This is a genomic window from Lutibacter flavus (genome assembly GCF_900188355.1).
Lineage (GTDB): Bacteria > Bacteroidota > Bacteroidia > Flavobacteriales > Flavobacteriaceae > Lutibacter > Lutibacter flavus.
In genome coordinates, this window is sequence record NZ_FZNX01000001.1 from 1,369,002 (window position 1) to 1,392,002 (window position 23,001).

At 29.9% G+C, this 23,001-nt stretch carries 22 protein-coding genes (1 of these 22 cut by a window edge); 12 read left to right on the forward strand and 10 right to left on the reverse strand.

Annotated elements, in window-relative coordinates:
• Positions 1-205 precede the first annotated feature (205 nt).
• From CHB63_RS06085 to CHB63_RS06100, 4 genes are read left to right on the forward strand one after another with little or no spacing between them, the layout of a single operon-like run.
• Positions 206-1,933 carry an NAD(P)H-dependent oxidoreductase subunit E gene (locus CHB63_RS06085; RefSeq protein WP_089377507.1) on the forward strand — a complete coding sequence of 576 codons (1,728 nt, stop codon included), beginning with the start codon at positions 206-208 and terminating at the stop codon, positions 1,931-1,933.
• Positions 1,934-1,950: 17 nt separating this feature from the next.
• Positions 1,951-3,213, forward strand: a complete 1,263-nt coding sequence (locus CHB63_RS06090; RefSeq protein WP_089377508.1) for an NADH-quinone oxidoreductase subunit B family protein — start codon at positions 1,951-1,953, stop codon at positions 3,211-3,213.
• 18 nt (positions 3,214-3,231) lie between these two features.
• Positions 3,232-4,683 (forward strand): Ni/Fe hydrogenase subunit alpha, encoded by a 1,452-nt coding sequence (locus tag CHB63_RS06095; RefSeq protein WP_089377509.1) that lies wholly within the window; start codon positions 3,232-3,234, stop codon positions 4,681-4,683.
• Positions 4,667-5,128 (forward strand): hydrogenase maturation protease, encoded by a 462-nt coding sequence (locus tag CHB63_RS06100; RefSeq protein ID WP_089377510.1) that lies wholly within the window; start codon positions 4,667-4,669, stop codon positions 5,126-5,128. The genes CHB63_RS06095 and CHB63_RS06100 overlap by 17 nt, the downstream gene beginning before the upstream one ends.
• Here the strand turns inward: CHB63_RS06100 and CHB63_RS06105 are convergent.
• The 3 genes from CHB63_RS06105 to CHB63_RS06115 form a co-directional block, all read right to left on the reverse strand.
• The gene (locus tag CHB63_RS06105) at positions 5,108-5,530 is read right to left on the reverse strand and encodes a secondary thiamine-phosphate synthase enzyme YjbQ (protein ID WP_089377511.1); all 423 of its coding nucleotides are present in this window, start codon (positions 5,528-5,530) and stop codon (positions 5,108-5,110) included. The two genes, CHB63_RS06100 and CHB63_RS06105, sit on opposite strands and share 21 nt — an antisense overlap.
• Positions 5,531-5,538: 8 nt before the next feature.
• Positions 5,539-6,840: an MFS transporter gene (locus CHB63_RS06110; protein WP_089377512.1), complete on the reverse strand. Its 1,302-nt coding sequence runs from the start codon at positions 6,838-6,840 to the stop codon at positions 5,539-5,541.
• Positions 6,841-6,913: 73 nt separating this feature from the next.
• The gene (locus CHB63_RS06115) at positions 6,914-7,741 is read right to left on the reverse strand and encodes a M48 family metallopeptidase (RefSeq protein WP_089377601.1); all 828 of its coding nucleotides are present in this window, start codon (positions 7,739-7,741) and stop codon (positions 6,914-6,916) included.
• A gap of 76 nt (positions 7,742-7,817) precedes the next feature.
• Here CHB63_RS06115 and CHB63_RS06120 point away from each other — a divergent pair, with 76 nt between their 5' ends.
• From CHB63_RS06120 to CHB63_RS06130, 3 genes are read left to right on the forward strand one after another with little or no spacing between them, the layout of a single operon-like run.
• Positions 7,818-8,699, forward strand: coding sequence for an alpha/beta hydrolase (locus CHB63_RS06120; RefSeq protein WP_089377513.1), 882 nt, complete (start codon positions 7,818-7,820; stop codon positions 8,697-8,699).
• A 2-nt stretch (positions 8,700-8,701) separates the two neighbouring features.
• Positions 8,702-9,184 carry a peptide-methionine (R)-S-oxide reductase MsrB gene (gene msrB / locus CHB63_RS06125; protein ID WP_394335309.1) on the forward strand — a complete coding sequence of 161 codons (483 nt, stop codon included), beginning with the start codon at positions 8,702-8,704 and terminating at the stop codon, positions 9,182-9,184.
• 32 nt (positions 9,185-9,216) lie between these two features.
• Positions 9,217-9,822: a YdeI/OmpD-associated family protein gene (locus CHB63_RS06130; RefSeq protein WP_089377514.1), complete on the forward strand. Its 606-nt coding sequence runs from the start codon at positions 9,217-9,219 to the stop codon at positions 9,820-9,822.
• A gap of 107 nt (positions 9,823-9,929) precedes the next feature.
• On the opposite strand, the gene CHB63_RS06135 is transcribed toward CHB63_RS06130, so the two are convergent.
• Both CHB63_RS06135 and CHB63_RS06140 read right to left on the reverse strand, forming a co-directional pair.
• Positions 9,930-10,679 (reverse strand): hypothetical protein, encoded by a 750-nt coding sequence (locus CHB63_RS06135; RefSeq protein WP_089377515.1) that lies wholly within the window; start codon positions 10,677-10,679, stop codon positions 9,930-9,932.
• Between the two features lie 282 nt (positions 10,680-10,961).
• Positions 10,962-12,653, reverse strand: a complete 1,692-nt coding sequence (locus CHB63_RS06140) for an FAD-dependent oxidoreductase (protein WP_089377516.1) — start codon at positions 12,651-12,653, stop codon at positions 10,962-10,964.
• A 299-nt stretch (positions 12,654-12,952) separates the two neighbouring features.
• Here CHB63_RS06140 and ffh point away from each other — a divergent pair, with 299 nt between their 5' ends.
• The 3 genes from ffh to CHB63_RS06155 all read left to right on the forward strand — a co-directional run bounded on the left by ffh (position 12,953) and on the right by CHB63_RS06155 (position 15,974).
• Entirely contained in the window at positions 12,953-14,284 is a 1,332-nt protein-coding gene (ffh, locus tag CHB63_RS06145) for a signal recognition particle protein (RefSeq protein WP_089377517.1), read from the forward strand.
• 61 nt (positions 14,285-14,345) lie between these two features.
• Entirely contained in the window at positions 14,346-15,221 is an 876-nt protein-coding gene (locus CHB63_RS06150; protein ID WP_089377518.1) for a bifunctional 5,10-methylenetetrahydrofolate dehydrogenase/5,10-methenyltetrahydrofolate cyclohydrolase, read from the forward strand.
• 36 nt (positions 15,222-15,257) lie between these two features.
• Complete coding sequence (locus CHB63_RS06155) at positions 15,258-15,974, forward strand: YwaF family protein (protein WP_245856797.1); 717 nt, start codon at positions 15,258-15,260, stop codon at positions 15,972-15,974.
• A gap of 10 nt (positions 15,975-15,984) precedes the next feature.
• Here the strand turns inward: CHB63_RS06155 and CHB63_RS06160 are convergent, their stop codons facing one another.
• Entirely contained in the window at positions 15,985-16,344 is a 360-nt protein-coding gene (locus CHB63_RS06160; RefSeq protein WP_089377519.1) for a cupin domain-containing protein, read from the reverse strand.
• 138 nt (positions 16,345-16,482) lie between these two features.
• Between CHB63_RS06160 and CHB63_RS06165 the strand changes: the two genes are divergently transcribed.
• Positions 16,483-17,841 carry an MBL fold metallo-hydrolase RNA specificity domain-containing protein gene (locus CHB63_RS06165; protein WP_089377520.1) on the forward strand — a complete coding sequence of 453 codons (1,359 nt, stop codon included), beginning with the start codon at positions 16,483-16,485 and terminating at the stop codon, positions 17,839-17,841.
• On the opposite strand, the gene CHB63_RS06170 is transcribed toward CHB63_RS06165, so the two are convergent.
• Complete coding sequence (locus tag CHB63_RS06170) at positions 17,838-18,401, reverse strand: hypothetical protein (RefSeq protein WP_089377521.1); 564 nt, start codon at positions 18,399-18,401, stop codon at positions 17,838-17,840. The two genes, CHB63_RS06165 and CHB63_RS06170, sit on opposite strands and share 4 nt — an antisense overlap.
• Before the next feature lie 58 nt (positions 18,402-18,459).
• Positions 18,460-19,977, reverse strand: coding sequence for a helicase HerA-like domain-containing protein (locus tag CHB63_RS06175; RefSeq protein ID WP_089377522.1), 1,518 nt, complete (start codon positions 19,975-19,977; stop codon positions 18,460-18,462).
• A 105-nt stretch (positions 19,978-20,082) separates the two neighbouring features.
• Here CHB63_RS06175 and CHB63_RS06180 point away from each other — a divergent pair, with 105 nt between their 5' ends.
• Positions 20,083-20,715: a 7-carboxy-7-deazaguanine synthase QueE gene (locus CHB63_RS06180; protein WP_089377523.1), complete on the forward strand. Its 633-nt coding sequence runs from the start codon at positions 20,083-20,085 to the stop codon at positions 20,713-20,715.
• On the opposite strand, the gene cmk is transcribed toward CHB63_RS06180, so the two are convergent.
• The gene (gene cmk, locus CHB63_RS06185) at positions 20,712-21,404 is read right to left on the reverse strand and encodes a (d)CMP kinase (RefSeq protein ID WP_089377524.1); all 693 of its coding nucleotides are present in this window, start codon (positions 21,402-21,404) and stop codon (positions 20,712-20,714) included. The two genes, CHB63_RS06180 and cmk, sit on opposite strands and share 4 nt — an antisense overlap.
• 112 nt (positions 21,405-21,516) lie before the next feature.
• Positions 21,517-23,001 carry the 3' portion of a Lon protease family protein gene (locus CHB63_RS06190; RefSeq protein ID WP_089377525.1) on the reverse strand. The gene runs 900 nt beyond the window's last position, so only the last 1,485 of its 2,385 coding nucleotides appear in the window; its start codon lies beyond the right edge, outside the window — the gene reads right to left on this strand; the stop codon is at positions 21,517-21,519.

A 23,001-nucleotide genomic window follows, 5' to 3' on the forward strand; every position in this document is an offset into this window, starting at 1 on the left:
TTTATGAATTTAATAAATTAATAATTTAATAAATACTATGGTTTTATATATTTTATCAGGAGAATCATTAAATTTTTTAAACTAAAACAAATGTCTCCTAAAATAATTTTCATTTTAAATAAAACGATTCAATGCGTGTTAAATTCCTAAATAAAAAATGCTTTTTTTGTAATTTTAGTTACATCAAACATCAATACATTTTCTTATGGATAGAACACATCTATTAAACAAACTTTGGCAATACCAACATCAATATGGTTTTATTTCAGATGAAGCAGTTTCTGAGATATCAAATAAATTAAATGTGTCAAATATTGAAATTGAAAGCGTTATCTCTTTTTATCATTTTTTTCATAAAAAACCAACAGGGAAACACACCATCTATTTAAATAACAATATCATTTCCGAATTAAAAGGTTTTTCAACAGTTAAAACCACAATTGAAAAAGAAACTGGTTGTACTTTTAATGAACAAGGAAACGAGGAATTTTCTTTATTTGAAACTTCTTGTATTGGGTTGAATGATCAGGAACCAGCTGCTCTTATCAATTTTCAACCATTTACAGATTTAACACCTAATAAAGTTAAATTAATTATTCAAAAAATTAGAAATGGAGAAAATGTAAAAGATTTTGCAAGTAAAACTAAAAGCAAAATTAGATACACGCCTGAAGAAGATAAAACCGTAATATTTAGACCATATGAAATGGGAAAAAGTATTCTAAAAGGACTTAAATATACTCCTCAGGAAATAATAGATAAAATTTCCAAATCTAAATTACTGGGATTGGGTGGTGCGTTTTTTCCAGTTGGCTACAAATGGCAATCGTGTAAAAATAATGAAGATGATGCAAAATATATTATTTGTAACGCAGATGAAGGAGAGCCTGGAACTTTTAAAGATCGCGCAATTTTTCAACACTTGCCAGGATTAGTAATTGAAGGAATGATTTTAGCTGGTTACGCAACTGGTGCTAAAGAAGGCATTATTTATTTACGTGCTGAATATCAATTTTTTAAAGAAGAGCTAGAAAACTTAATTCAGCAATTTCATACCGCTAATTTACTTGGTAAAAACATAAAAGATATTAATGGATTTGATTTTGATATACGAATTCAACTTGGGGCAGGCTCTTATGTTTGCGGAGCTGCATCCGCTTTAATAGAATCTATGGAAGGTCGCCGTGGAGAACCTCCTGTGCGTATGTGGTCTGCAACAAAACACGGTTTTAAACACAAGCCAACAATTGTTAATAATGTTGAAACATTGGCGTTTGCATCAAGAATTATTGAATTGGGTGAAGATTATTTTTTAAACCTCGGTACTGAAGAATCTCCTGGAACAAAATTAATAAGTATTTCTGGTGATGTTGCAAAACCTGGTATTTATGAAATTGAATTTGGAACGACAATTAGAGAATTATTAAGCATAGAAATGAGCCAGGCAACTGCTCCTTATTTTGTTCAAGTAAGTGGTCCATCGGGTGAATGTGTAAATAACACTGAGTTTGATCGAAGAATTTGTAAAGAAGATATTTTATGTGGTGGATCTTTTATGGTTTTTAATAGAAACAGAGATATTCTTCAAATATTAAGAAATTTTATGGAATTTTTTAAAGAAGAATCTTGTGGAGTTTGCACACCTTGTAGAGCTGGTAATTATATTTTAACCGAAAAGATAAAAAAAATTCAGAGAGGTTTATGTGCTCAGGAAGACATTGATGAAATGAAACAATGGGGTAAAATAATAAAACTTACAAGCAGATGTGGGCTTGGTAAATCATCTGCAAATACTGTTACAACTGCAGTTGATAAATTCAAAGATTACTTTAATGTAAAAATTGCTCCGGCAAACTTTGACAAAACGGTAGAGTTTGATATGGAAGATGCAATACACGAATTTGATAGTATTATAAAAGACACACAATTATAGCTTGAAAACCAATTCAAATGGAAAATATATCATTTAAAATAGACGGAAGACAATGTTCCGCCGAAAAAGGTCAAAATCTAATTGAAGCAGCTAAACAAAATGGAATTTTCATTCCTACGCTTTGTCATTTTAAACATTTAAACCCATTAGGAACTTGCAGGGTTTGTACTGTAAAGAATAATGGAAGAACCATTGCTGGATGTACAGTAAACGTTGAAGAAGGAATGGATATTGAGGTGAACTCTGCAGAATTGTTAGATGCCCGAAAAGCCATTTTAGAAATGATGTTTGTTGAAGGAAACCACTTCTGCCCTTCTTGCGAAAAAAGTGGAGATTGTCAAATGCAAAATTTAGGTTACGAAACCGGAATTAGATTTACACGTTTCCCTCATTTATTTGTTGATCGTGTTGTTGATGCTCGTCCGGAACGTATTGTTGTAAATCAAAATCGTTGTATTAAATGTAAAAGATGTATTGAAGAGGTTATAACAAATGATGGTTTTAAAGTATTTAATTTCACAAATAGAGGGAATGATACTGTTGTTGGTGTTGATTATGAACAAGAAGCAAAACTATCCGATGCTCAGGCAGAACATGCAATGCATATTTGTCCAACAGGTTCAATTTTAGTTAAAGGTAAAACTTTTGGAAAACCATTTGGAGACCGTCAATTTGATTATGGTCCAAAAGGTAAAATGATTCCTTTAAATGAAATAAAAAAACACAAAACAACAAATAAAAAAAAGCGTATTGCTACAACTTCATTAGCAGGTTGTTTTGGCTGCCATATGTCTATGCTTGATATTGATTTAGGTTTGTTAGATTTACTTGAAGTAGTAGAATTTAATAAATCTCCAATAACAGATATTAAAACTTTTAGTGAGCGTTGCGATATTGGCTTAATTGAAGGTGGCTGTTGCAACACTCATAATATTGAAGTATTAAGAGAATTCCGTAAAAATTGCGACATTCTAATTTCAGTTGGTGAATGTGCTATTTGGGGAGGAGTTCCAGCAATAAGAAATACGGTACCTTTAGAAGAGTGTTTAAAAGAAGCTTATTTAAACTCCATGACAAGTGAAGAAGGAGAAACTATAATTCCAAATCACGAAGACATTCCAAAAATTTTGAATAAAGTATATTCAAATCGTGAAATCGTAGAAATTGATTATCACATACCTGGTTGTCCTCCAAATGCAAATCATATATGGAATGTAGTCAAAAGTATTTTATTTGAAGAAGAATATTCAATCGCTTACCCAGAATTTAAATATGACTAAAATCAAAACATCTGAAAAATGAGTAAAAGAAAAATAGTTATAGAGCCAGTAACAAGAGTTGAAGGCCACGGAAAAGTAACCATTAAATTGGATGAAAAGGGAAAAGTTGAAGATGCCTTTTTACATATTGTAGAATTTAGAGGTTTCGAAAAATTTATTCAAGGTCACCCATATTGGGAAGCGCCAGTTTTGGTACAACGTTTATGCGGAATTTGCCCTGTAAGCCATCACCTTGCTGCTGCAAAAGCAATTGATCAATTAGTTGGTGTAGATCCTGAAAACTTAACTCCAACTGCAACAAAATTACGTAGACTATTGCATTATGGTCAAGTTTTTCAATCGCATTCACTACACTTTTTCTACTTAGCTTCACCTGATATTTTATTTGGAATTAATGCTCCTGCTGAAAAACGAAATATTGTTGCCGTAGCTTCAGAAAATAGAGAACTTGCAAAAAAAGGTATTTTAATGCGAAAGTTTGGGCAAGAAATAATTAAAGCTTTAGCAGGTAAAAAAATTCACGGAATTTTGGCCGTTCCAGGAGGAGTTCATAAAACATTTACAAAAGAAGAGCGAGAGTATTTCTTAGATGGAAAAGAAATTCCAAATGTGGATACAATGATAGCATGGTCGAAAGAAGTAATAGATTTTATGAAAAACTATCATCTTGAAAATGGTGAATGGATTGATAATTTTGCCGCTTATCCGTCAAATCATTTAGGTTTAGTTGATAAAGAGACAGGAGCTCTTGAGTTATATGATGGTCGCCTTCGTTCTATTGATTCTGAAGGAAACGAACTACTAAACATTGAAGATATTGAATATCGCTATCACTTTAAAGAAGCAGTTGAACCTTGGTCCTATTTAAAATTTCCATATATGACAAAATATGGAAGAGAAAAAGGTTGGAACCGTGTTGGGCCATTAGCTCGTTTAAATACTTCCTCACATATTACAACGCCTTTTGCTGAAGTCGAGCGACAAATTTTTAAAGCTTATACACAAAACAAGCCTAACAATATGACAATGCACACACATTGGGCGCGTTTAATTGAAATGCTTCATTGTGCTGAATTAATAAAAGAATTATTGTTAGATGACGATTTAATGGGGACTGATTTAGTTTCAACAGGGACTCCGAGAAATAAAGGTATTGGAATTATTGAAGCTCCTAGAGGAACTCTTATTCATGAATACCATACAGATGATAAGGGATTAATAACTAAGTGTAATTTAATAGTTTCTACCACACACAATAATGAAGCCATGAATAGAGGCGTTAGAGCTGTAGCGAATGAGGTTCTTAGTGAAAAACCTGAAATAACTGAACCAATGCTAAATCAGGTTGAGATGGCAATTAGGGCATATGATCCTTGTTTAAGTTGTGCAACACACGCCTTAGGTCAAATGCCATTAATAGTTCAATTAGAAGATACTAACGGAAACTTAATTGATGAAAAAATTAGATAACACTTTAATAATTGGGATAGGAAATAATACTCGCCAAGATGATGGTCTTGGCTGGAGTTTTTTAGAAATATTAGAAAAAAATGGTTTTAACTCTGAAAATTTATTGTATAAATATCAGTTAATGGTTGAAGACGCTGAGTTAATTGGCGAATATGAAACAGTTTTTTTTGTTGATGCTTGTAAAACAGATATTCCAAAAGAATTTGAAATTAAACGCATATTTCCCGCTGAACAAGTTGCTTTTTCAACGCATGAAGTTCCTCCTAATCAAATTTTAAATCTTTGTGAAACAATCTATAACAAAAAACCAAAAGCATATATTATTAAAATCCAAGGATATGAATGGGATATTGAAATTGGATTAACCGAACAAGCAAAAATAAATTTAAAAAATGCTTTTTCTTTTTTTATAGAAAATAAAAATTTAGTTTCCAAAAGCCGTTAAAACCAATTTTCTCGAACCACCATAATCTCTATGTTCGCATAAGTAAACACCTTGCCAAATACCTAAATTTAATTTTCCATTGGTAATTGGTATTTGAACTGAGGTTCCCAAAAGGGATGCTTTAATATGAGCTGGCATATCATCTGAACCTTCGTAAGTATGGATATAATATGGCATATTTTCAGGAACCATTTTATTAAAATGACTTTCAAAGTCTGTTCTTACTGAAGAATCTGCATTTTCATTAATGGTTAAACTTGCTGAAGTGTGCTTTATAAAAACTTGCAATTGCCCAATTGAAATTTGTTTAATTTCTGGCATTGCATTAATAATTTCAGAAGTTATTAAATGGAAACCTCTTTTTACCGGTTTTAAATTTAGTTCTGTTTGAAAAAACATCATTGCTACTTTTATTTTACATATTTAGTCTTTTTCATAAAACTTAAAACTATAAATCCAGCTATAAAAAAAACAGCCAAAATAAGTATAAATAAGCGTAAAGAATTAGTGTAAGATGTAACAATACCTGCAATTGTCATACTAATAACAATTGCTATTTTCTCAGTTACATCATAAAAACTAAAATAGGTTGCATGATCTTGAGTTTCATCAGGAATTAATTTCGAATAAGTTGAACGAGATAATGTTTGGATAGCACCAAAAACTAAACCAATAAAACCTCCTAAAATATAGAACTTTAAGTTTACATCTGGATCATCTCTATGCAATGTATAGGCTCCTGCACAAGCAAATGCCCAAATAACTACTGTTATTTTCAATGCTTTAATATTTCCAATTTTTGCAGATAACCTAGAAAAGAAAAAGGCTCCTACTATCCCAACTAATTGAATCAATAAAATTGTAATAATTAAGTTTTGGTCTTCTAGCCCTAAATCTTTAGTTCCAAAAGTAGATGCTAATAAAATTACGGCTTGAACACCAATACTATATAAAAAGAATGAAATTAATAGTATTTTTAGCTGCCCTTGTGTTTTTATTTCTTTTAATACAATTTGTAATTCCCGATACCCTTTAAAAATATAATCTTTTTCTGGTTTTCTTTTAAAAGGATTATTTGGTAAACGACTAAATGTAATCTGTGCAAATCCAAACCACCAAATACCAACTGTTAAGAATGATACTCGTGCAGGCAATGTTGAATCCGTGATACCATATAATTCTGGCTTCATTACCATCGATAAATTAAAAGCTAATAATAAAACTGAGCCGGCATAACCTAACATAAATCCTTTTGCACTTACCCTATCATGATCTTGAGGTTCTGCTACTTCCGGTAAATAAGCATTATAAAAAACAATACTTCCCCAAAACCCGATACTCGCCAACATAGCAAACACAATTCCAATCCAAATATTTTCTTTTCCTGTGAAAAAGAAAAGTGACATAACCGAAAGTGACCCCAACAAACAGAAAAACTGCATAAAACGCTTTTTATTCCCTGTATAATCTGCTATTGCTGAAAGAATTGGAGATAGAAAAGCAACTATTAAAAAAGATACACCCAATGAATAAGAATATAACGTAGTATTGTGCCAATCCGTCCCTAAAAAATGAACATTTCCTCCTTTATTGGTAACTGCTTCATAATACATTGGAAAAACTGTAGTACTTATAACTAATGAATAAACTGAATTGGCCCAATCATAAAACGCCCATCCGTTTATTAATTTTTTATCCCCTTTTTTTAACATAGTTTAAAAATAAAAAACCGCTCTCAAAATTGAGAACGGTTTACAATATACTTATTTTATTTCTATTAATTTTTTATTGATTTGAACTTACTGGCTGCGCACTGTATTTTTTAGCTAGTTTAACAGCTTCAGGCAAAAATGCTTTTAAATTTTTAATCCTTGTTTGATTTGATGGGTGCGTACTCATAAACTCCGGCGGAGCCTGATCAGAACTTGCTCTTTGGCTCATTCTAATCCATACATTTACAGCTTCTTCCGGTTGATAACCAGCCATAATCATAAATACCATTCCCAATTTATCAGCTTCTGTTTCATGATTTCTACTAAATGGCAACATGATTCCAAACTGAGCTCCTAAACCAAAAGCTGTATTCCATATTTGTTGAGTTTTAGGATCTTTATTAGCAGTTCCTAAAGCAACTCCTGCACCTCCCAATTGCAATAAAGTACCGGTAGACATTCTTTCTTGTCCATGTTTTGCAAAAGCATGGGCTACTTCATGTCCCATAACTGCTGCAACACCATTAGTATTGTCACAAATTGGTAAAATACCTGTATAAAAAACTACTTTGCCTCCAGGCATGCACCAAGCATTTACAGTCGGATCATCTATTAAATTAAATTCCCATCTATAACTATTTGCTTCAGCTTCCATTCCATTTGCCCGCATAAATTGATCTACAGCTTTAGATATTCTCATCCCAACGGATTGAACTTCATTCGTCATACCAACATCTGCAGAAATTTTATTTTCGGCAAGAAAACTTTCGTATTGGGCAAAACTTGCTGGTAATATTTGAGCATCACTAACAAAATTAACCCGCTTTCTTCCAGTTATTGGCACGGTACTACAACTAACTATGAACAGTGCCAACATAACTATCGAAATTACTTTTTTCATTTTTCTGATTTTTTTAATTGTTATTTCTCGTTTAAAGTAACAAATTCTATCTTTATCCACAAATTTAATATAATAAATGAAGAATTCTAACCCCAACAAAATATCAACTACAATTAATGTTCCAAAAATTCCTTCAACAATAATTTATATTGGAAAATTTCTTCAGTTTATTTGCCCTCCAATAGCAACAAAATATGTTATTAAACTTTTTAGAACCCCTATAAGGCATAAAACACCTGATAGAGAAAAAATGATGGCAAAAAGTGCTCAAAAAGAAATGGTTTTAATTCCAAATCTCGATAAAGAAGTTATGGTATATACCTATGGATACTCAAAAAGAAAAGTACTTTTAATTCACGGTTGGTCTGGAAGAGGAACACAACTCTATAAAATTGCTGACAAACTTTTAGAAAATGGATTTATGACCATTAGTTTTGACGCTCCGGCACATGGAAAATCTAAAAGTAATAGTACAATGATGACTGAATTTATTGCTACTGCAATGCATTTGGAAAAAAAATACGGTCCTTTTGAATTTGCTGTTGGTCATTCACTTGGAGGTATGGCAGTTTTAAACAGTGTTAAAAAAGGGTTGAATATTAAAAAAGCTGTTACTATTGGTGCAGGAGATATTATCACCGATATAATTATACATTTTGTAAATAAGCTTCAATTAAAACCAAATATGGTTATAAAAATGAAAAAAGCTTTTCATAAAAAATTTGGTGAAGATATTGATAATTATTCAGCTAGTGTAGCAGCTAAAAACGTAACTATTCCTATTTTTGTAGTTCATGATTCACAAGATAAAGAAGTTGGTGTAAGTTGTGCTTACAATATTCGTCAAAACTTAAAGAACGGTGAAATTTTAATTACGAATGGCTTGGGGCATACGCGTATATTAAAAGATAACCAAGTTGTAAACCGAATTATTGAATTCATAAAAAGAGATATTTAAAAATGAACCGCTATTATTTAATTTTTATTTTAAGCTTATTAATTTCAACCAATAGTTTTTCTCAAGAAAAAAATAAAAAAAACATGATGAAAAAAGTAACTAAAACGGAACAAGAGTGGAAAGAACAATTAACTCCACAAGAATATTTTGTTTTGCGTGAAAAAGGTACAGATAGACCAAGTGAAGGTGGATTGACATCTCATTTTGAAAAAGGCACTTATCACTGTGCGGCTTGTAATGCTCAACTTTTTGAATCCAATAGTAAATTTGAATCTCATTGTGGCTGGCCTTCTTTTGATGATGCTATAAAAGGAACTGTAAATTATGTTTCAGATAAATCTCATGGAATGATTAGAACTGAAATTATTTGCGCTTCATGTGACGGGCATTTAGGTCATATTTTTGATGATGGTCCAAAAGAAACTACCGGACAACGTTATTGTGTTAATACTACATCAATAAAATTTGTAAAAGCAACAAATTAATTTATTAATTTAGTATGTACAATTAATTACAAATGGCAAAAATAAATCCAGAAGCACCTCTTTTAATTGATGATTATATTGAAAATTTACCCTCATTTTCTAAGGAAATTAGCGAAATTATTCGATCAGTAATTCATAAAAACGAACAAGATATTATTGAAGATTGGAAGTGGAACAGACCAATATTTAGCTCCAATAAAATGGTATGTGGTTTTTCAGCATATAAAAACCATGTTTCTCTAACTTTTTTTGAAGGAGCTATTATGAGTGATAAACATCAACTATTTTCAGGTGATTGTAGTGCTCAAAAAACAAGAACAATAAAATTTGAAACTGCTTCAGAAATAAATAAAAATAAGTTATTTGACTATTTTAAAGAAGCTTTTTTATTAGATATTGTTGCCAATAAAAAAACTGTAAAATCAAAAGAAATAGAAATTCCTGAATTATTGAAAAATGCCTTTAAGAAAAATAAATTAGCTGAAATTAATTTTGAAAACATGGCATATACTTATAGAAAAGAATATGCTCGTCATATTTCAGAGGCAAAAAGAGAAACTACGCAACTTAGTAGACTTGAGAAGGTTATTTCTAATCTTGAAAAAAATATTAAAATGCACGAACAATATAAGTGCTAAAAAAAAGGCTGTCTAAAAAGTAAAATTCCTTATCATATTGAGTTATTACCTACTTTAACTCATTTTAACAAAACAATTTTTGTTTTCTTTTTAAACAGCTTTTTTTGTTATTTATTTACTCCAATTCTCCAAACCTGAGAATTTATTGATTCTGTTGAATCGGCCCAATCTTTAAGAGCATTATCCCAACTACCTTCTCCATTAATTTCTTCAAAAGACTCTTTAATTCCTCCATCATCTTCATCCATATCGGCCCATTTATTAAATGCCCAAACTATCGCAACGTCTCTTCCATTACCTTCTCTAAACTGATTGTTATATATATTGAAGTTACCTTCCCCTTTTTTCTCATAAGCTTTTTTAACTTTTTTTATAAATTCATTAAACTTATAATCTTGCCCCTTTTTAACATCAACAAACCAAATATTTTCAAATTTTGGAGAATCAGAAGCATCACCACGATAAGAAAGCTTTGTATTGTAACGCCAAAATTCATTTCTTCCATATTTTAAAACATTTGGAGAAACATTTTTGTCCCAATCATTTGTATGTGCAGCATCTGTAGGTCTATTATCCAAATCTGAAAAAGTACAAGGCCCCATAATCCAAACATACCAACCCGTTTCTTTTCCAGTTAAAATCAAATCTAAAGAAGCTTTAAAAACACCTTCTTTGTGATATTTTTGATTGTGTGATTTCACAGCACTTTCAAAAGCTTTTTCCATTCCTATTTTGGGAAGCATATAGGTTATTTCAGCCATTCCATAGGATTCTTTTTCTTCCTGTGCCGTTACAGTAAATGTGGTTACCATTAATGCAAATACAAGAATTACGATAAAATTTGTTTTTGTTCTCATAGTTAAAAAATGTATTGGTTAGTAAATTAATTATATACCAAATTATTTGATATCGAATTGATAATTGGGGTAGAAAACTGGAGTTAAAAGAAATAAAGTTTCAACGTTTTCTTATGTAACTTTTATTACTTTAATAGTCTAATATAATAAATATTAATTAGTTACAGTAATAAAAATTAAAAAAATATAAATTAGCATTAATAATTTCACATATTATTCAATAAAAAAACCTCTAACTTTTTATAAAAATTAGAGGTGCTATTAAATTAAATTTCTAATACATTAATCTATATAAACAGGTTCTGGTATTGCTATTTTGTCGCTATACATTTGCCATAATTTAAATCCACCTGCAACATTTACAACATTAGTAAAAATATTATTATGTTTTAAAATAAGTTCAGCTAAATAACCACGTAGTCCTTTTTGACAAAATATTACAACTGGTTTATTTTGTTTTTTAATAAAATCAATATGTTGTCTGATTTCATCCAAAGGATAATTAATTGCATTTGGAATTGTCCCTTTTTCATATTCAGCAACAGTCCTAACATCTAACAACAAATAATCTGAGCTATCATTATTATTTAAATATGTTTCTAATTCTTCAACTGAAATTTGTTCGCTTTTATTATTCACAATATTTTCAGATACAAAACTTGTAACAACTACAGGATCTTTTGCAGGTGAAAATGGCGGTGCATAAGCCAAATCTAATTGTGCCAAATCTGTTATTTTCAATTTAGCATAAATTGCAGTACTTAAAACATCAACCCTCTTATCAACTCCTACTTCTCCAAATAATTCGGCTCCTAAAATTTCTTCAGTTTCAAAATTATAATAAATTTCAGTAATTAAATCTTTTTGTCCTGGATAATAACCTGGAGTAGCACCTGCAATGGTCAAAACTGTTTTAAAAGGTACTTTTAAATATTTCAATGTTTTTGCATTCATACCAGTTCTTGCCAAAGTATAATCAAATACTTTTATAATAGCTGTTTTATAAGCTCCTTTAAATGGGGTATTTTTTCCCACAGAATTAGCCCCTGCAGCTCTCCCAGCTTTATTTGAGTGCGTTCCTAAAGGAAAATAGTCAAACTTACTTGTCTGCAAATTTTTAATTGCCACGTTATCACCTGCGGCGTAAATATCTTTTATGGATGTCTCCATATACTCATTTACTTTTAAGGCTCCATTCCAAATATGCTTAGCTCCGTTTTCAAGCAATAGTTCTGTATTTGGTTTAATACCAACACTTAAAATTACAAAGTCAGTTTTTACAGTTTTACCATCCTTAATTTTTACACCTTTAATTTTCCAATTTTCATCTAATTCAAATTCTGAAACTAGACCAGAAGTAATTACTTCAATGCCTTTATCTTTTAAAACTTGTTCAGCAAAATTTCCAAATTTTGGTAACCACATGTTTAGTATTTGATGATCTCCTTCAATTAAAGTCACTTCTTTTCCTGCTTCACGCAAATTTTCAGCAACTTCTACTCCAATTAATCCTGCACCGATAACAGTAATATGTTTAGATTTAGAAGCCAAACCTTCTTTAGTGATTTTATCATAATCAACCATAGAGCGGCAAGTTGACCAATTAGTAGCTTTTTCAATATTTTTTATTGGTGGAACAATTGATTTTGCACCCGTGGCAAAAACTAATTTATCATAACTATAATCACTTTTTTTTGAATAAACAATTTTGTTTTCAGTGTCAATTTTTATAATTTCTTCATTTAAATGAACATCAATATTAAATCGGTTTTGTAATAATTCTGGTTTTACAACAATTAAATCATTTCTATCTTCAATTACACCCGAAAACGCATAAGGCATACCACAAGTAGCATAGCTAATATTTGCTCCTTTTTCAAAAAGTATTATTTCAGCATTTTCATCTTCTCTTCTAGCCTTTGCTGCTGCCGATGGACCCGCCGACAAACCTCCAATTACTATTATTTTTTTCATTTCTTTATTTTATAAATCCATACAAATTTTAACTATTTTTTAAAAATAGAAAGTAATAATTATTACTATATCGTTTGCGCAATTATAATAGTTTTACATTCTATTTTATATGGCAAAGTTATGGGTTCAAAAAAGTTAATTATTTAAATACATCATTCATTATTTAATTATAAACCTTATTGAAAAGTATTAATTAATAAACAAACAATTATCTTAAAGAAAAGATAAAATGATGTTTATAAAAATAGTTTCTTATCCATTTTTATTATATTTGCAAATCTCAAAATTGAAGCAAGAATATGTTTAATAATTTAAGTGAAAAGTTAGATAAAGCCCTACATGTTTTAAAGGGACATGGTAAAATTACAGAAGTTAATGTTGCTGAAACATTAAAAGAAGTTAGAAGAGCGCTGTTAGATGCCGATGTTAACTTTAAAATAGCCAAAAATTTTACAGCTACTGTTAAAGAAAAAGCTTTAGGACAAGATGTACTAACATCTTTAAATCCTGGACAGCTAATGGTGAAAATTGTTAAAGATGAACTTACTTCTTTAATGGGTGGAGAAACTGTTGGTATAAATTTATCAGGTACACCTACAATTATTTTGATGTCAGGTTTACAGGGGTCTGGTAAAACTACATTTTCAGGAAAACTTGCAAATTATTTAAAAACCAAAAAAAATAAGAATGTATTATTAGTTGGTTGTGATGTTTACAGACCAGCTGCAATAAACCAATTACAAGTTGTTGGTGAGCAAATAGGTGTTGAAGTTTATGCTGAAGTAGGTAATCAAAACCCTGTTGAAATTTCTCAAAATGCAATTAAACATGCAAATGAGACTGGAAAAAATGTTGTAATTATTGATACCGCGGGTCGTTTAGCTGTAGATGAAGCAATGATGACCGAAATATCTAATATTCATAAAGCCGTTAACCCACATGAAACTTTATTCGTAGTGGATTCAATGACTGGTCAAGATGCTGTAAATACGGCAAAAGCTTTTAATGATATCCTAAATTTTGAAGGTGTTGTTCTTACAAAATTAGATGGTGATACGCGTGGTGGAGCCGCCTTATCTATAAAATCGGTTGTAGACAAACCAATTAAATTTATTGGTACTGGAGAAAAAATGGAAGCAATTGATGTTTTTCATCCAGATCGTATGGCTGAAAGAATTTTGGGAATGGGAGATGTTGTTTCTCTAGTTGAACGTGCCCAAGAACAATATGATGAAGAAGAAGCTAGAAAAATCCAAAAGAAAATTGCCAAAGATCAATTTGGTTTTGATGATTTCTTGAAACAAATTCAACAAATCAAGAAAATGGGTAATATGAAGGATTTAATGGGGATGATTCCTGGTGCTGGAAAAATGATGAAAGATGTTGATATTGATGATGATGCTTTTAAAGGCATTGAAGCAATGATACATTCTATGACTCCTGGTGAAAGAACCGAACCAAAAACTATAAATGCAGCAAGAAAAAAGAGAATTGCTAAGGGATCAGGAACTACAATTCAAGAAGTAAATCAATTGCTAAAACAATTTACCCAAATGAGTAAAATGATGAAGATGATGCAAGGTGGTGGCGGTAGACAAATGATGCAAATGATGAAAGGAATGGGAAAATAAATAAAATAGGTAAACGAAAAAGTTTGCCTTTTTTTATATAAAAAAATTAAAACTAATCACAATGATTTTACTAGACGGAAAAAAAACATCGGCAGATTTAAAAATTGAAATTGCAGAATCAGTAAAAAAATTAAAATCAGAAGGAAAGAAAACACCACATTTGGCTGCGATATTAGTAGGTACGGATGGTGCAAGTATGACTTATGTAAATGCTAAAGTAAAAGCTTGTGAATTAGTTGGCTTTAATTCTACTTTAATAGATCTGCCAGAAGAAACATCTGAAGAAAAATTATTACAGGAAATTGAAAAATTAAATACGAATAATGATATTGATGGTTTTATTGTTCAATTGCCATTACCAAAACATATTGATGAACAAAAAATATTAATGGCTGTTAATCCAGATAAAGATGTTGATGGATTTCACCCAACGAATGTTGGTAAAATGACTTTAGATTTACCCTCTTTTTTACCCGCTACTCCATTTGGAATTTTAGAATTATTAGAACGTTATAATGTCCAAACATCGGGAAAACATGTTGTAGTTATTGGCAGAAGTCATATTGTTGGTAGACCAATGAGTATACTTATGAGCCAAAAACGTAAAGCCGGAAACGCTACTGTAACCGTGGCCCATAGTAGAACTAAAAATTTAAAAGAACTTACATTACAGGCCGATATAATTGTTGCTGCATTAGGAATTCCTGAATTTTTAACTGGTGATATGGTAAAAGATGGAGTTACAATTATTGATGTTGGAATTACTAGAATTAGTGATTCAACTAAAAAAAGTGGGTATCGTTTAGCAGGTGACGTTCATTTTGCAAGTGTTGCGCCAAAGTCTGCATTTATAACTCCTGTTCCAGGCGGCGTTGGTCCAATGACCATTGCTATGCTAATGAAAAACACATTATTAGCCTGCGAAGGGAAAAGTTAATTTTTTTAGTATATTGGGCTTTTAATAAACTATTTTTTGAAAGAGTCCTTTTTTTTTAAAGACAATCATAACTTTGTCCTGTTTGGTTTTGAGCATATTTTAGCTATTTTGGCTTTTGCTCTTTTTGGTTTTATTCTTATAAATTGGGCAAAAACAGTATCCAAAGAAAATCAATTTAAAATTGGAAATATTTTTGCATACTCAATGTCCATTACTATTGTGGTTTGGACCTTTTTAAAAATTTATAATAGAGGTTTTGATATTAAACATGATTTACCTTTTCATCTTTGTAATTTTATAGCATTACTCTTACCTGTTTTAACAATAACTCGTAAAAAAATATATTATGAAATTCTACTTTTTTGGATTTTTGCAGGAACCTCACAAGCTATAATTACCCCAGATATTAAAAACGGATTTCCTCATTTTCATTTTTTAAAATATTGGATTATACACGCAGGTTTAATTGTGTTCATATTATATATAACTCACATTTATAATATGCGTCCAACTCTAAAAAGCGTGTTTAAATCTTTCCTGGCTTTACAAGCATATTTTATTCTTATGCTGATTATAAACAAAATTACAGGTGCAAATTACTTTTACATAAATAGGAAACCTGAAGGAGCATCTATTTTAGATTATTTGGGGGACTGGCCATATTATATTCTTGTTGGAGAAATAATACTTATTCCTTATTTTCTAATAATTTATTTACCGTTTTATTTAACAAGAAAAAGAATTAAAAACTAATTAAGGTATATTATTCTTCCCTATTTACTTTGTCCATAGAGAAAGCCGGTAAACATATTGATAAATATTCACAAGGTGAATTAAAAGGATTTGAATAGCGAATTCTAGCGCCTTTTTCAATTTTAATAGATTCACCAGTTTCTAAAACAATAATTTCCCCATCAATATTAAATTGCTTTTTTCCTTTTATAATATAAGTATACTCATCAAATTCTGGTGTTTGAAATGGTTCACTCCAATTTGGTGGAGCAACCATATGTGCAATACTTAGTTCTGAGAGAATACTTGCTAAACCAAAATGTTCTTCAATTAATTTTCCATCATTTGTTGGCACTACAAATGGATTTTTTTGAATTCTATATTTCTTCATAAATAAATTATTCTAAATTAATTCTTTTGTTAAATTACTAAAATACTAAATATGAATGCCAATATTAGTCAATTAAAAGTTGTAAATTAGTATAGATATTGCACCTCAAATATTTCTAATTAATTTAAATCTATTAATATGAAACTAACATTTTTAGGTGGAGCTGGTACTGTAACAGGTTCAAAAATATTACTTGAAGTAAATTATAAAAAAATTCTAATTGATTGTGGTTTATTTCAAGGTCTTAAAGAACTTCGCGAAAAGAACTGGGAAACGCTTCCAATAAACCTTAATGAACTCGATCTGGTTTTATTAACACATGCACATTTAGACCATTCTGGCTATATACCTTTATTAGTTAAAAATGGATATAAAGGAGAAATCTATTGTACAGAAGCTACAAAAGATTTAACTGAAATTATATTGTTAGATAGTGGTAAAATTCAAGAAGAAGATGCAAGACGAGCAAATAAATATGAATATTCAAAACACAATCCTGCCGAAGCTCTTTATAATGTGGATGATGCAAAAGAAGCTATTACTCATTTAAAAACTTTTGAATCTAACAAATGGCATAAATTTAATGATGAAATAGAATTTAAATTTATAAATAGTGGTCATATTTTAGGAAGTGTATTTGTTTTAATAAAGGTGAATGAAAAAATTATTGCTTTTTCTGGAGATATAGGTAGAACCGAACCAATCCTATTACCAAAATTTGAATATATAGATTATGCTGATTATTTGATAGTTGAATCAACTTATGGAAACCGAGTGCATAAAGAAGTTTCAATTTCTGATGAACTTTTAAAATACATTAACCATACATATGCCAAAAAGGGAATTTTAATAATTCCAACATTTTCTGTTGAAAGAGCCCAAGAAATAATATACTTACTAAGTGTTTTAAAACGTAAAAAACAATTACCAAATATCCCGATTTTTTTAGATAGCCCAATGGGTGTAAATGCCACAGAGGTTTACTTTAAATATAATAAAATTCATAAATTAACAGAGGAAGATATAAAAAGTATGTTGTCTACAGTTCATTTAATAAGCAGTGTTAAAGCTTCAAAAGCTGTAGTTAATGATAATAGTCCTAAAATTGTATTAGCTGGTAGTGGCATGATAACAGGTGGAAGAGTATTACATTATTTAAATAAATATATATCAGACAAAAGAAATAGTGTTTTAATTGTAGGTTTTCAAGCTGAAGGAACAAGAGGAAGAGCCCTATTATCTGGGGACTCTGAAATTAAATTCTTTGGAGAATATCACAAAATTAATGCTGAAGTTTTCAAAATAAATGCTTTTTCGGGTCATGCAGATCAAAATGAATTAATGGATTGGCTAAAACATTTTAAATCTTCACCAACTTTAACATTTATAAATCATGGAGAACCACATCAAAGTCAAGCTCTAAAAGTTAAAATTAGAACAGTCTTAAATTGGAATTGTACCGTAGCAAAAATGAATAATGAATACTATTTAGATTAATTAAACCAAATAGTAAAGTACTTAATTCTAGCGATATCAGGAATTTGATCAATAGAAATTTCATCTCTGCTAAAGGTATTTAAACCTAATTCCTTTTTATCAATTGAAATTGTAGCATTTAATTCATCAATAAAAAGTGTTGCCGATGTTAAGGTTGTTTCAACCTTATTTACCAAATAATTTTCGTTAATATCCTTAAATGTTGATTGAAGAGAAATTCCTTTCTCCGTTTTATAATTTGAATCAAAAATTTGAATACTTTTTATTTTTGATAATGAATCATTTTCATCTGAGGGTACAATCTCCAATATTTTTTTTCCTTTCTTAGAAAAAACTATATACTCTTCTTTATCAACCTTAAATAATTTATTTTTTAATTTATCATCAGCCATATTTGCAACAATGGAATCGTTTGCAAAAATTGAATTTAAATCTTGAATGCTAGTTTGTTTATTTAATTTACCTACAGTACCTTTTTCAACAAGAAATTGATTATCCTTTCCACATTGAATAAATACTAAAGTAATTAATACAATCACAATTTTTTTTAATGAAGACATATATACCTTACAATTTTTATATAGTTTTAAACGAAACAATTTAATTTTTATTTGAAAATCACATTACTCGTTTTAAAATTCCCAAAACACCACGTATAAAAGTAGCGCTGGTTACCACTTTTAATATAGGATTCATTCTCGTGCTTCTTCTACTTCTACTAGTTCTACCAGAAGATTTAGAAGCCTCTTTTTTCTTTTCCTCAACTTTTTCCTTTTCATTTATTTTTTCAATTTTCTCACTCAAAATTTCATAAGCACTTTCCCTATCAATATCTTCATTATATTTATAATAGAGTCTAGAAGTATTTATTAAATGTTTAAGTTCATTATCTGTAAGAACATCCATCCTACTCATTGGAGCTCGCATCATAGTTGCGGCCAAAGGTGTTGGTATTCCCTTTTCATTTAATGCCGAAATAAATGCTTCACCAATTCCAAGCTGTGTTAGTGATTCATCAAGATCATAATATTCCGAATCTGGATAATTCTCTGAAGCTAATTTAATAGCCTTTCTATCTTTAGCTGTAAACGCACGCAATGCATGTTGTACTTTTAAACCTAATTGTGCCAAAACATCTTCAGGTACATCTTTTGGATTTTGAGTAACAAAAAATAATCCAATTCCTTTAGATCGTATTAATTTTACAATACTTTCAATTTGCGACATTAATGCTTTTGAAGCTTCTTTAAATATTAAATGTGCTTCATCAATAAAAATCACAAGCTCAGGTTTTCCACTATCTCCTTGCTCAGGAAATGTTGAATAAATTTCAGCCAATAATTGCAACATAAACGTTGAAAACAATTTTGGTTTATCTTGAATATCCGTTAAGCGCAATATTGAAATAACACCTTTTCCTTCTTCATTTGTCCGCACTAAATCTTTAACATCAAAAGAGCGTTCTCCAAAAAACTGTTCTCCTCCTTGTTGCTCTAATTCAACTAATTTTCTTAAAATTGCACCAGTACTCATTGTTGAAATCCTTCCATATTCCGACTGAATTTCTTTTGATCCTTCTTCTGTTGAATATTGTAATATTTTTTTGAAATCTTTTATATCTAATAATGGAAGTTTATTATCATCACAATATTTAAAAATTATAGAAACAATACCACTTTGAGCTTCAGTAAGATCAAGTATTCTCGATAATAAAACAGGGCCAAACTCTGAAACTGTTGCTCTTAATCTTACACCTTCTTGTTCGGAAATAGATAATATTTCAACAGGAAACTTTTTTGCATCAAAAGGCAAACCAATTGCAGCATGACGTTCATCAATTTTGACATGACCTGGACTTGGTTGCGCCAACCCACTTAAATCACCTTTTATATCCATTAACAATACAGGAACTCCTTTTTCAGATAAATTTTCGGCCATTACTTGTAATGACTTTGTTTTACCAGTACCTGTAGCACCTGCAATTAATCCATGTCTATTTAAAGTTTTTAATGGGACCTTTACAAAAGCATCCTTTATAGTTTCACCGTCTAACATTGCAGAACCAAATGTGATAAAATCACCTTTGGTTTTATATCCTTCTGTAATATGATTAAAAAATGTTTCTTTTCTTCCCATTATAAATATTTTTGATAAAAATAAGACTAAATACTCAAATTAAAAATTTCAACAGAAATTATATTGAATTAATTTATTATCACTCTGAATGCCTATATTTGCAAAATGATTAATGAGGAAATTCAAAAGCAAATTAGTAAGGGTAAAATGCTACCTTTAATGGAGGAATTTTATACAATTCAAGGAGAAGGTTTCCATACAGGAAAAGCCGCATATTTTATTAGAATAGGTGGTTGTGATGTTGGTTGTCATTGGTGTGATGTTAAAGAAAGTTGGAATGCAAATTTACACCCTCCAACAAATACTGATAACATAGTAAACAACGTAATAAAGTATGCAAATACAGTTGTTGTAACTGGAGGAGAGCCACTAATGTGGAGTTTAGACTTTATTACCTCACAACTTAAAAAAAACAATATTAGAACTCATATTGAAACTTCAGGTGCCTACCAACTAAGTGGTGAATGGGATTGGATTTGTCTTTCTCCTAAAAAAACAAAATTACCCTTAGAGCCTATTTATTTAAAAACAAATGAACTTAAAGTTATAATTTATAACAAAAACGATTTTAAATTTGCCGTTGAACAAGCATCCAAAGTTTCTGACACTTGCGAATTATATTTACAACCAGAATGGAGCAATAAAGAAAAAATGACCCCATTAATAGTGGATTTTGTCATGAAAAACCCTCAATGGAAAATTTCATTACAAACTCATAAATATCTAAATATACCTTAAGACTCCTTAATTCTTTTTTTAACTATTTTATAAACTTGCTTAAATTGTTGCTCCAAATTTAGATCAGAATTATCTATTTCAATTGCATCACTGGCTTTAATTAAAGGTGAATCTTCACGCGTTGAATCAATATGGTCTCTATATTCTACATTTTTTAATATTTCTTCAAAAGTAACCTGATCTCCACGTTTAATAAGTTCATCAAAACGTCTTTTTGCTCTTTTACTCGCCGATGCATTCATAAAAAATTTTAATTCGGCATTTGGAAAAACAACAGTTCCAATATCTCTTCCATCCATTACAACTCCTTTGTTTTCTCCATATTTCTTTTGTTGCTCAACCAATTTTTTTCTTACTTCAGAAATTTCAGCAACTTTACTTACAAGTTTTGAAACTCCTAAAGTTCTTATTTCTTTTTCAACATTTAGATTGTTCAAGTAAATCTCAGCAAAACCAAGAGATACGTTATATTTAAAAGTTAAAATAATATCATCTAATTTTTTAATTAATTCATCTTTATAAAAAAAAGTATCCGAAATAATATTATTTTCCATTGCAAAATAAGTAACTGCTCTATACATTGCACCTGAATCAACATAAACATATTTTAATTTTTTTGCTAACTCTTTTGCAATGGTACTTTTACCTGTTGATGAAAAGCCATCAATAGCAATTGTGATTTTTTTCAATTTTATCTTAATTTATAACGCAAAGAAAATAGAAATATAAATAATAACGTAATATTTTATATACTTTTTATTAAAACATTTATAATAAACCTGTATAAAAATGATTATTAAATCATTCTTTTAGTTCCGAATATTTTTTAAGGGTTTTATTTAACTCATCTATTCTTTTATCTACTAAATAATGAACAGAATTTTTGGTAAAAGATTTGTTTTTTAATTGTTTTCCTGCAGGATGCCCTAAAAGAATTTGAATACCTTCATCAATAGTGGAAACTGACCAAACATGAAACTTTTTTTCTTTAACCGCATTAACAATTTCCTGTTTAAGCATTAGGTTTTGCTCATTACTTTTAGGAATTATTACACCTTGTTCACCTGTTAAACCAACTTGTTTACATACTTCAAAAAAGCCTTCTATCTTTTCATTGATAGCGCCAACAGGTTGTACTTCGCCTTTCTGGTTAATAGATCCGGTTACTGCAATACCTTGTTTTATAGGTAATTGTGAAAGGCTTGATAAAATCGCATACAATTCAGCACTTGAAGCACTATCTCCCTCAATTTCAGAATAGCTTTGTTCAAATACAAGACTTGCAAAAAGGCTAATTGGTTTTTTCTGAGCATATTTTTCAAGCAAGTATCCTTGTAAAATAAGTACACCTTTGGTATGAATTGGTCCTGCGAGCTTTGCTTCTCTTTCTATATCAACTAAACCTTTTTTACCTGAAGCTATACTGGCAGTTATTTTATTTGGTTTACCAAAAATAATATCTCCCAAATCCAACACTGAAATACCATTAATTTGACCAATTTTTGATCCCCCTAATGGGATCATTAACTGATTTCGTTTAATCATTTCATTAATTTTCTCCTGAATAAGGTTAGATCTATAGTATTTGGCATCAATAGCTTTATTTATATGTTTTAATGAAATTTTATCTTTAGATTCTAACTTTGCATAATGCTGTGCCTCAATTAAAATATTACTTATATCACCAAATCTTATAGAAAGTTTATTCTGGTCATGAACCATTCTAGATGCTTGTTCTATTAAACAAGTAATCGCTTTATCATCTAATGGAAGTAAATTATTCTCCTTTTCTATTTTATATATAACTCCAGCAAAATCCTTTATATTTTGAATAGAGTTATCCATTGAAGTATCAAATTCTGCTTTAACCTTAAATAATTCTTTGAAATCTTCATCTAATTCATACAATAAATAGTATAATCTTGGTGAACCAATTAAAATTATTTGAACATTTAGTGGAATTGGATCAGGTTTTAAGCTTTTTGTACTTAAAAAACCATAAAGTTCACTAATATCCTCAATTACAACTTCATTATTTTTAAGAGCCCTTTTTAAACTTTCGTATGAAAAGTAATTTAAAAGAAGTTCTTTTAGCGGAATAATTAAGTAGCCTCCATTTGCTTTGTGTATAGCCCCACCTCTTATTAAAGTGAAATTTGTAATATATGTACCCATATCTGATTCACGCTCTACTTTTCCAAAAAGATTATTATATGTAGGATTCAACTCCATAATTATTGGAGCTCCTTTTAAATGAGAATTATCGGTGATAACATTTACTTGGTA

Bases quoted from the DNA above. Each gene is read 5' to 3' on its own strand.
- CHB63_RS06115 (WP_089377601.1), bottom strand. From the start codon at position 7,741: ATGAAAAAAGTAATTTCGATAGTTATGTTGGCACTGTTCATAGTTAGT.
- ffh (WP_089377517.1), top strand. From the start codon at position 12,953: ATGTTTAATAATTTAAGTGAAAAGTTAGATAAAGCCCTACATGTTTTA.
- CHB63_RS06120 (WP_089377513.1), top strand. From the start codon at position 7,818: ATGAAGAATTCTAACCCCAACAAAATATCAACTACAATTAATGTTCCA.
- CHB63_RS06100 (WP_089377510.1), top strand. From the start codon at position 4,667: ATGAAAAAATTAGATAACACTTTAATAATTGGGATAGGAAATAATACT.
- CHB63_RS06170 (WP_089377521.1), bottom strand. From the start codon at position 18,401: ATGTCTTCATTAAAAAAAATTGTGATTGTATTAATTACTTTAGTATTT.
- CHB63_RS06175 (WP_089377522.1), bottom strand. From the start codon at position 19,977: ATGGGAAGAAAAGAAACATTTTTTAATCATATTACAGAAGGATATAAA.
- CHB63_RS06140 (WP_089377516.1), bottom strand. From the start codon at position 12,653: ATGAAAAAAATAATAGTAATTGGAGGTTTGTCGGCGGGTCCATCGGCA.
- CHB63_RS06095 (WP_089377509.1), top strand. From the start codon at position 3,232: ATGAGTAAAAGAAAAATAGTTATAGAGCCAGTAACAAGAGTTGAAGGC.
- CHB63_RS06135 (WP_089377515.1), bottom strand. From the start codon at position 10,679: ATGAGAACAAAAACAAATTTTATCGTAATTCTTGTATTTGCATTAATG.
- msrB (WP_394335309.1), top strand. From the start codon at position 8,702: ATGAACCGCTATTATTTAATTTTTATTTTAAGCTTATTAATTTCAACC.
- CHB63_RS06160 (WP_089377519.1), bottom strand. From the start codon at position 16,344: ATGAAGAAATATAGAATTCAAAAAAATCCATTTGTAGTGCCAACAAAT.
- CHB63_RS06165 (WP_089377520.1), top strand. From the start codon at position 16,483: ATGAAACTAACATTTTTAGGTGGAGCTGGTACTGTAACAGGTTCAAAA.
- CHB63_RS06090 (WP_089377508.1), top strand. From the start codon at position 1,951: ATGGAAAATATATCATTTAAAATAGACGGAAGACAATGTTCCGCCGAA.
- CHB63_RS06150 (WP_089377518.1), top strand. From the start codon at position 14,346: ATGATTTTACTAGACGGAAAAAAAACATCGGCAGATTTAAAAATTGAA.
- CHB63_RS06180 (WP_089377523.1), top strand. From the start codon at position 20,083: ATGATTAATGAGGAAATTCAAAAGCAAATTAGTAAGGGTAAAATGCTA.
- CHB63_RS06105 (WP_089377511.1), bottom strand. From the start codon at position 5,530: ATGATGTTTTTTCAAACAGAACTAAATTTAAAACCGGTAAAAAGAGGT.
- CHB63_RS06110 (WP_089377512.1), bottom strand. From the start codon at position 6,840: ATGTTAAAAAAAGGGGATAAAAAATTAATAAACGGATGGGCGTTTTAT.
- CHB63_RS06130 (WP_089377514.1), top strand. From the start codon at position 9,217: ATGGCAAAAATAAATCCAGAAGCACCTCTTTTAATTGATGATTATATT.
- CHB63_RS06085 (WP_089377507.1), top strand. From the start codon at position 206: ATGGATAGAACACATCTATTAAACAAACTTTGGCAATACCAACATCAA.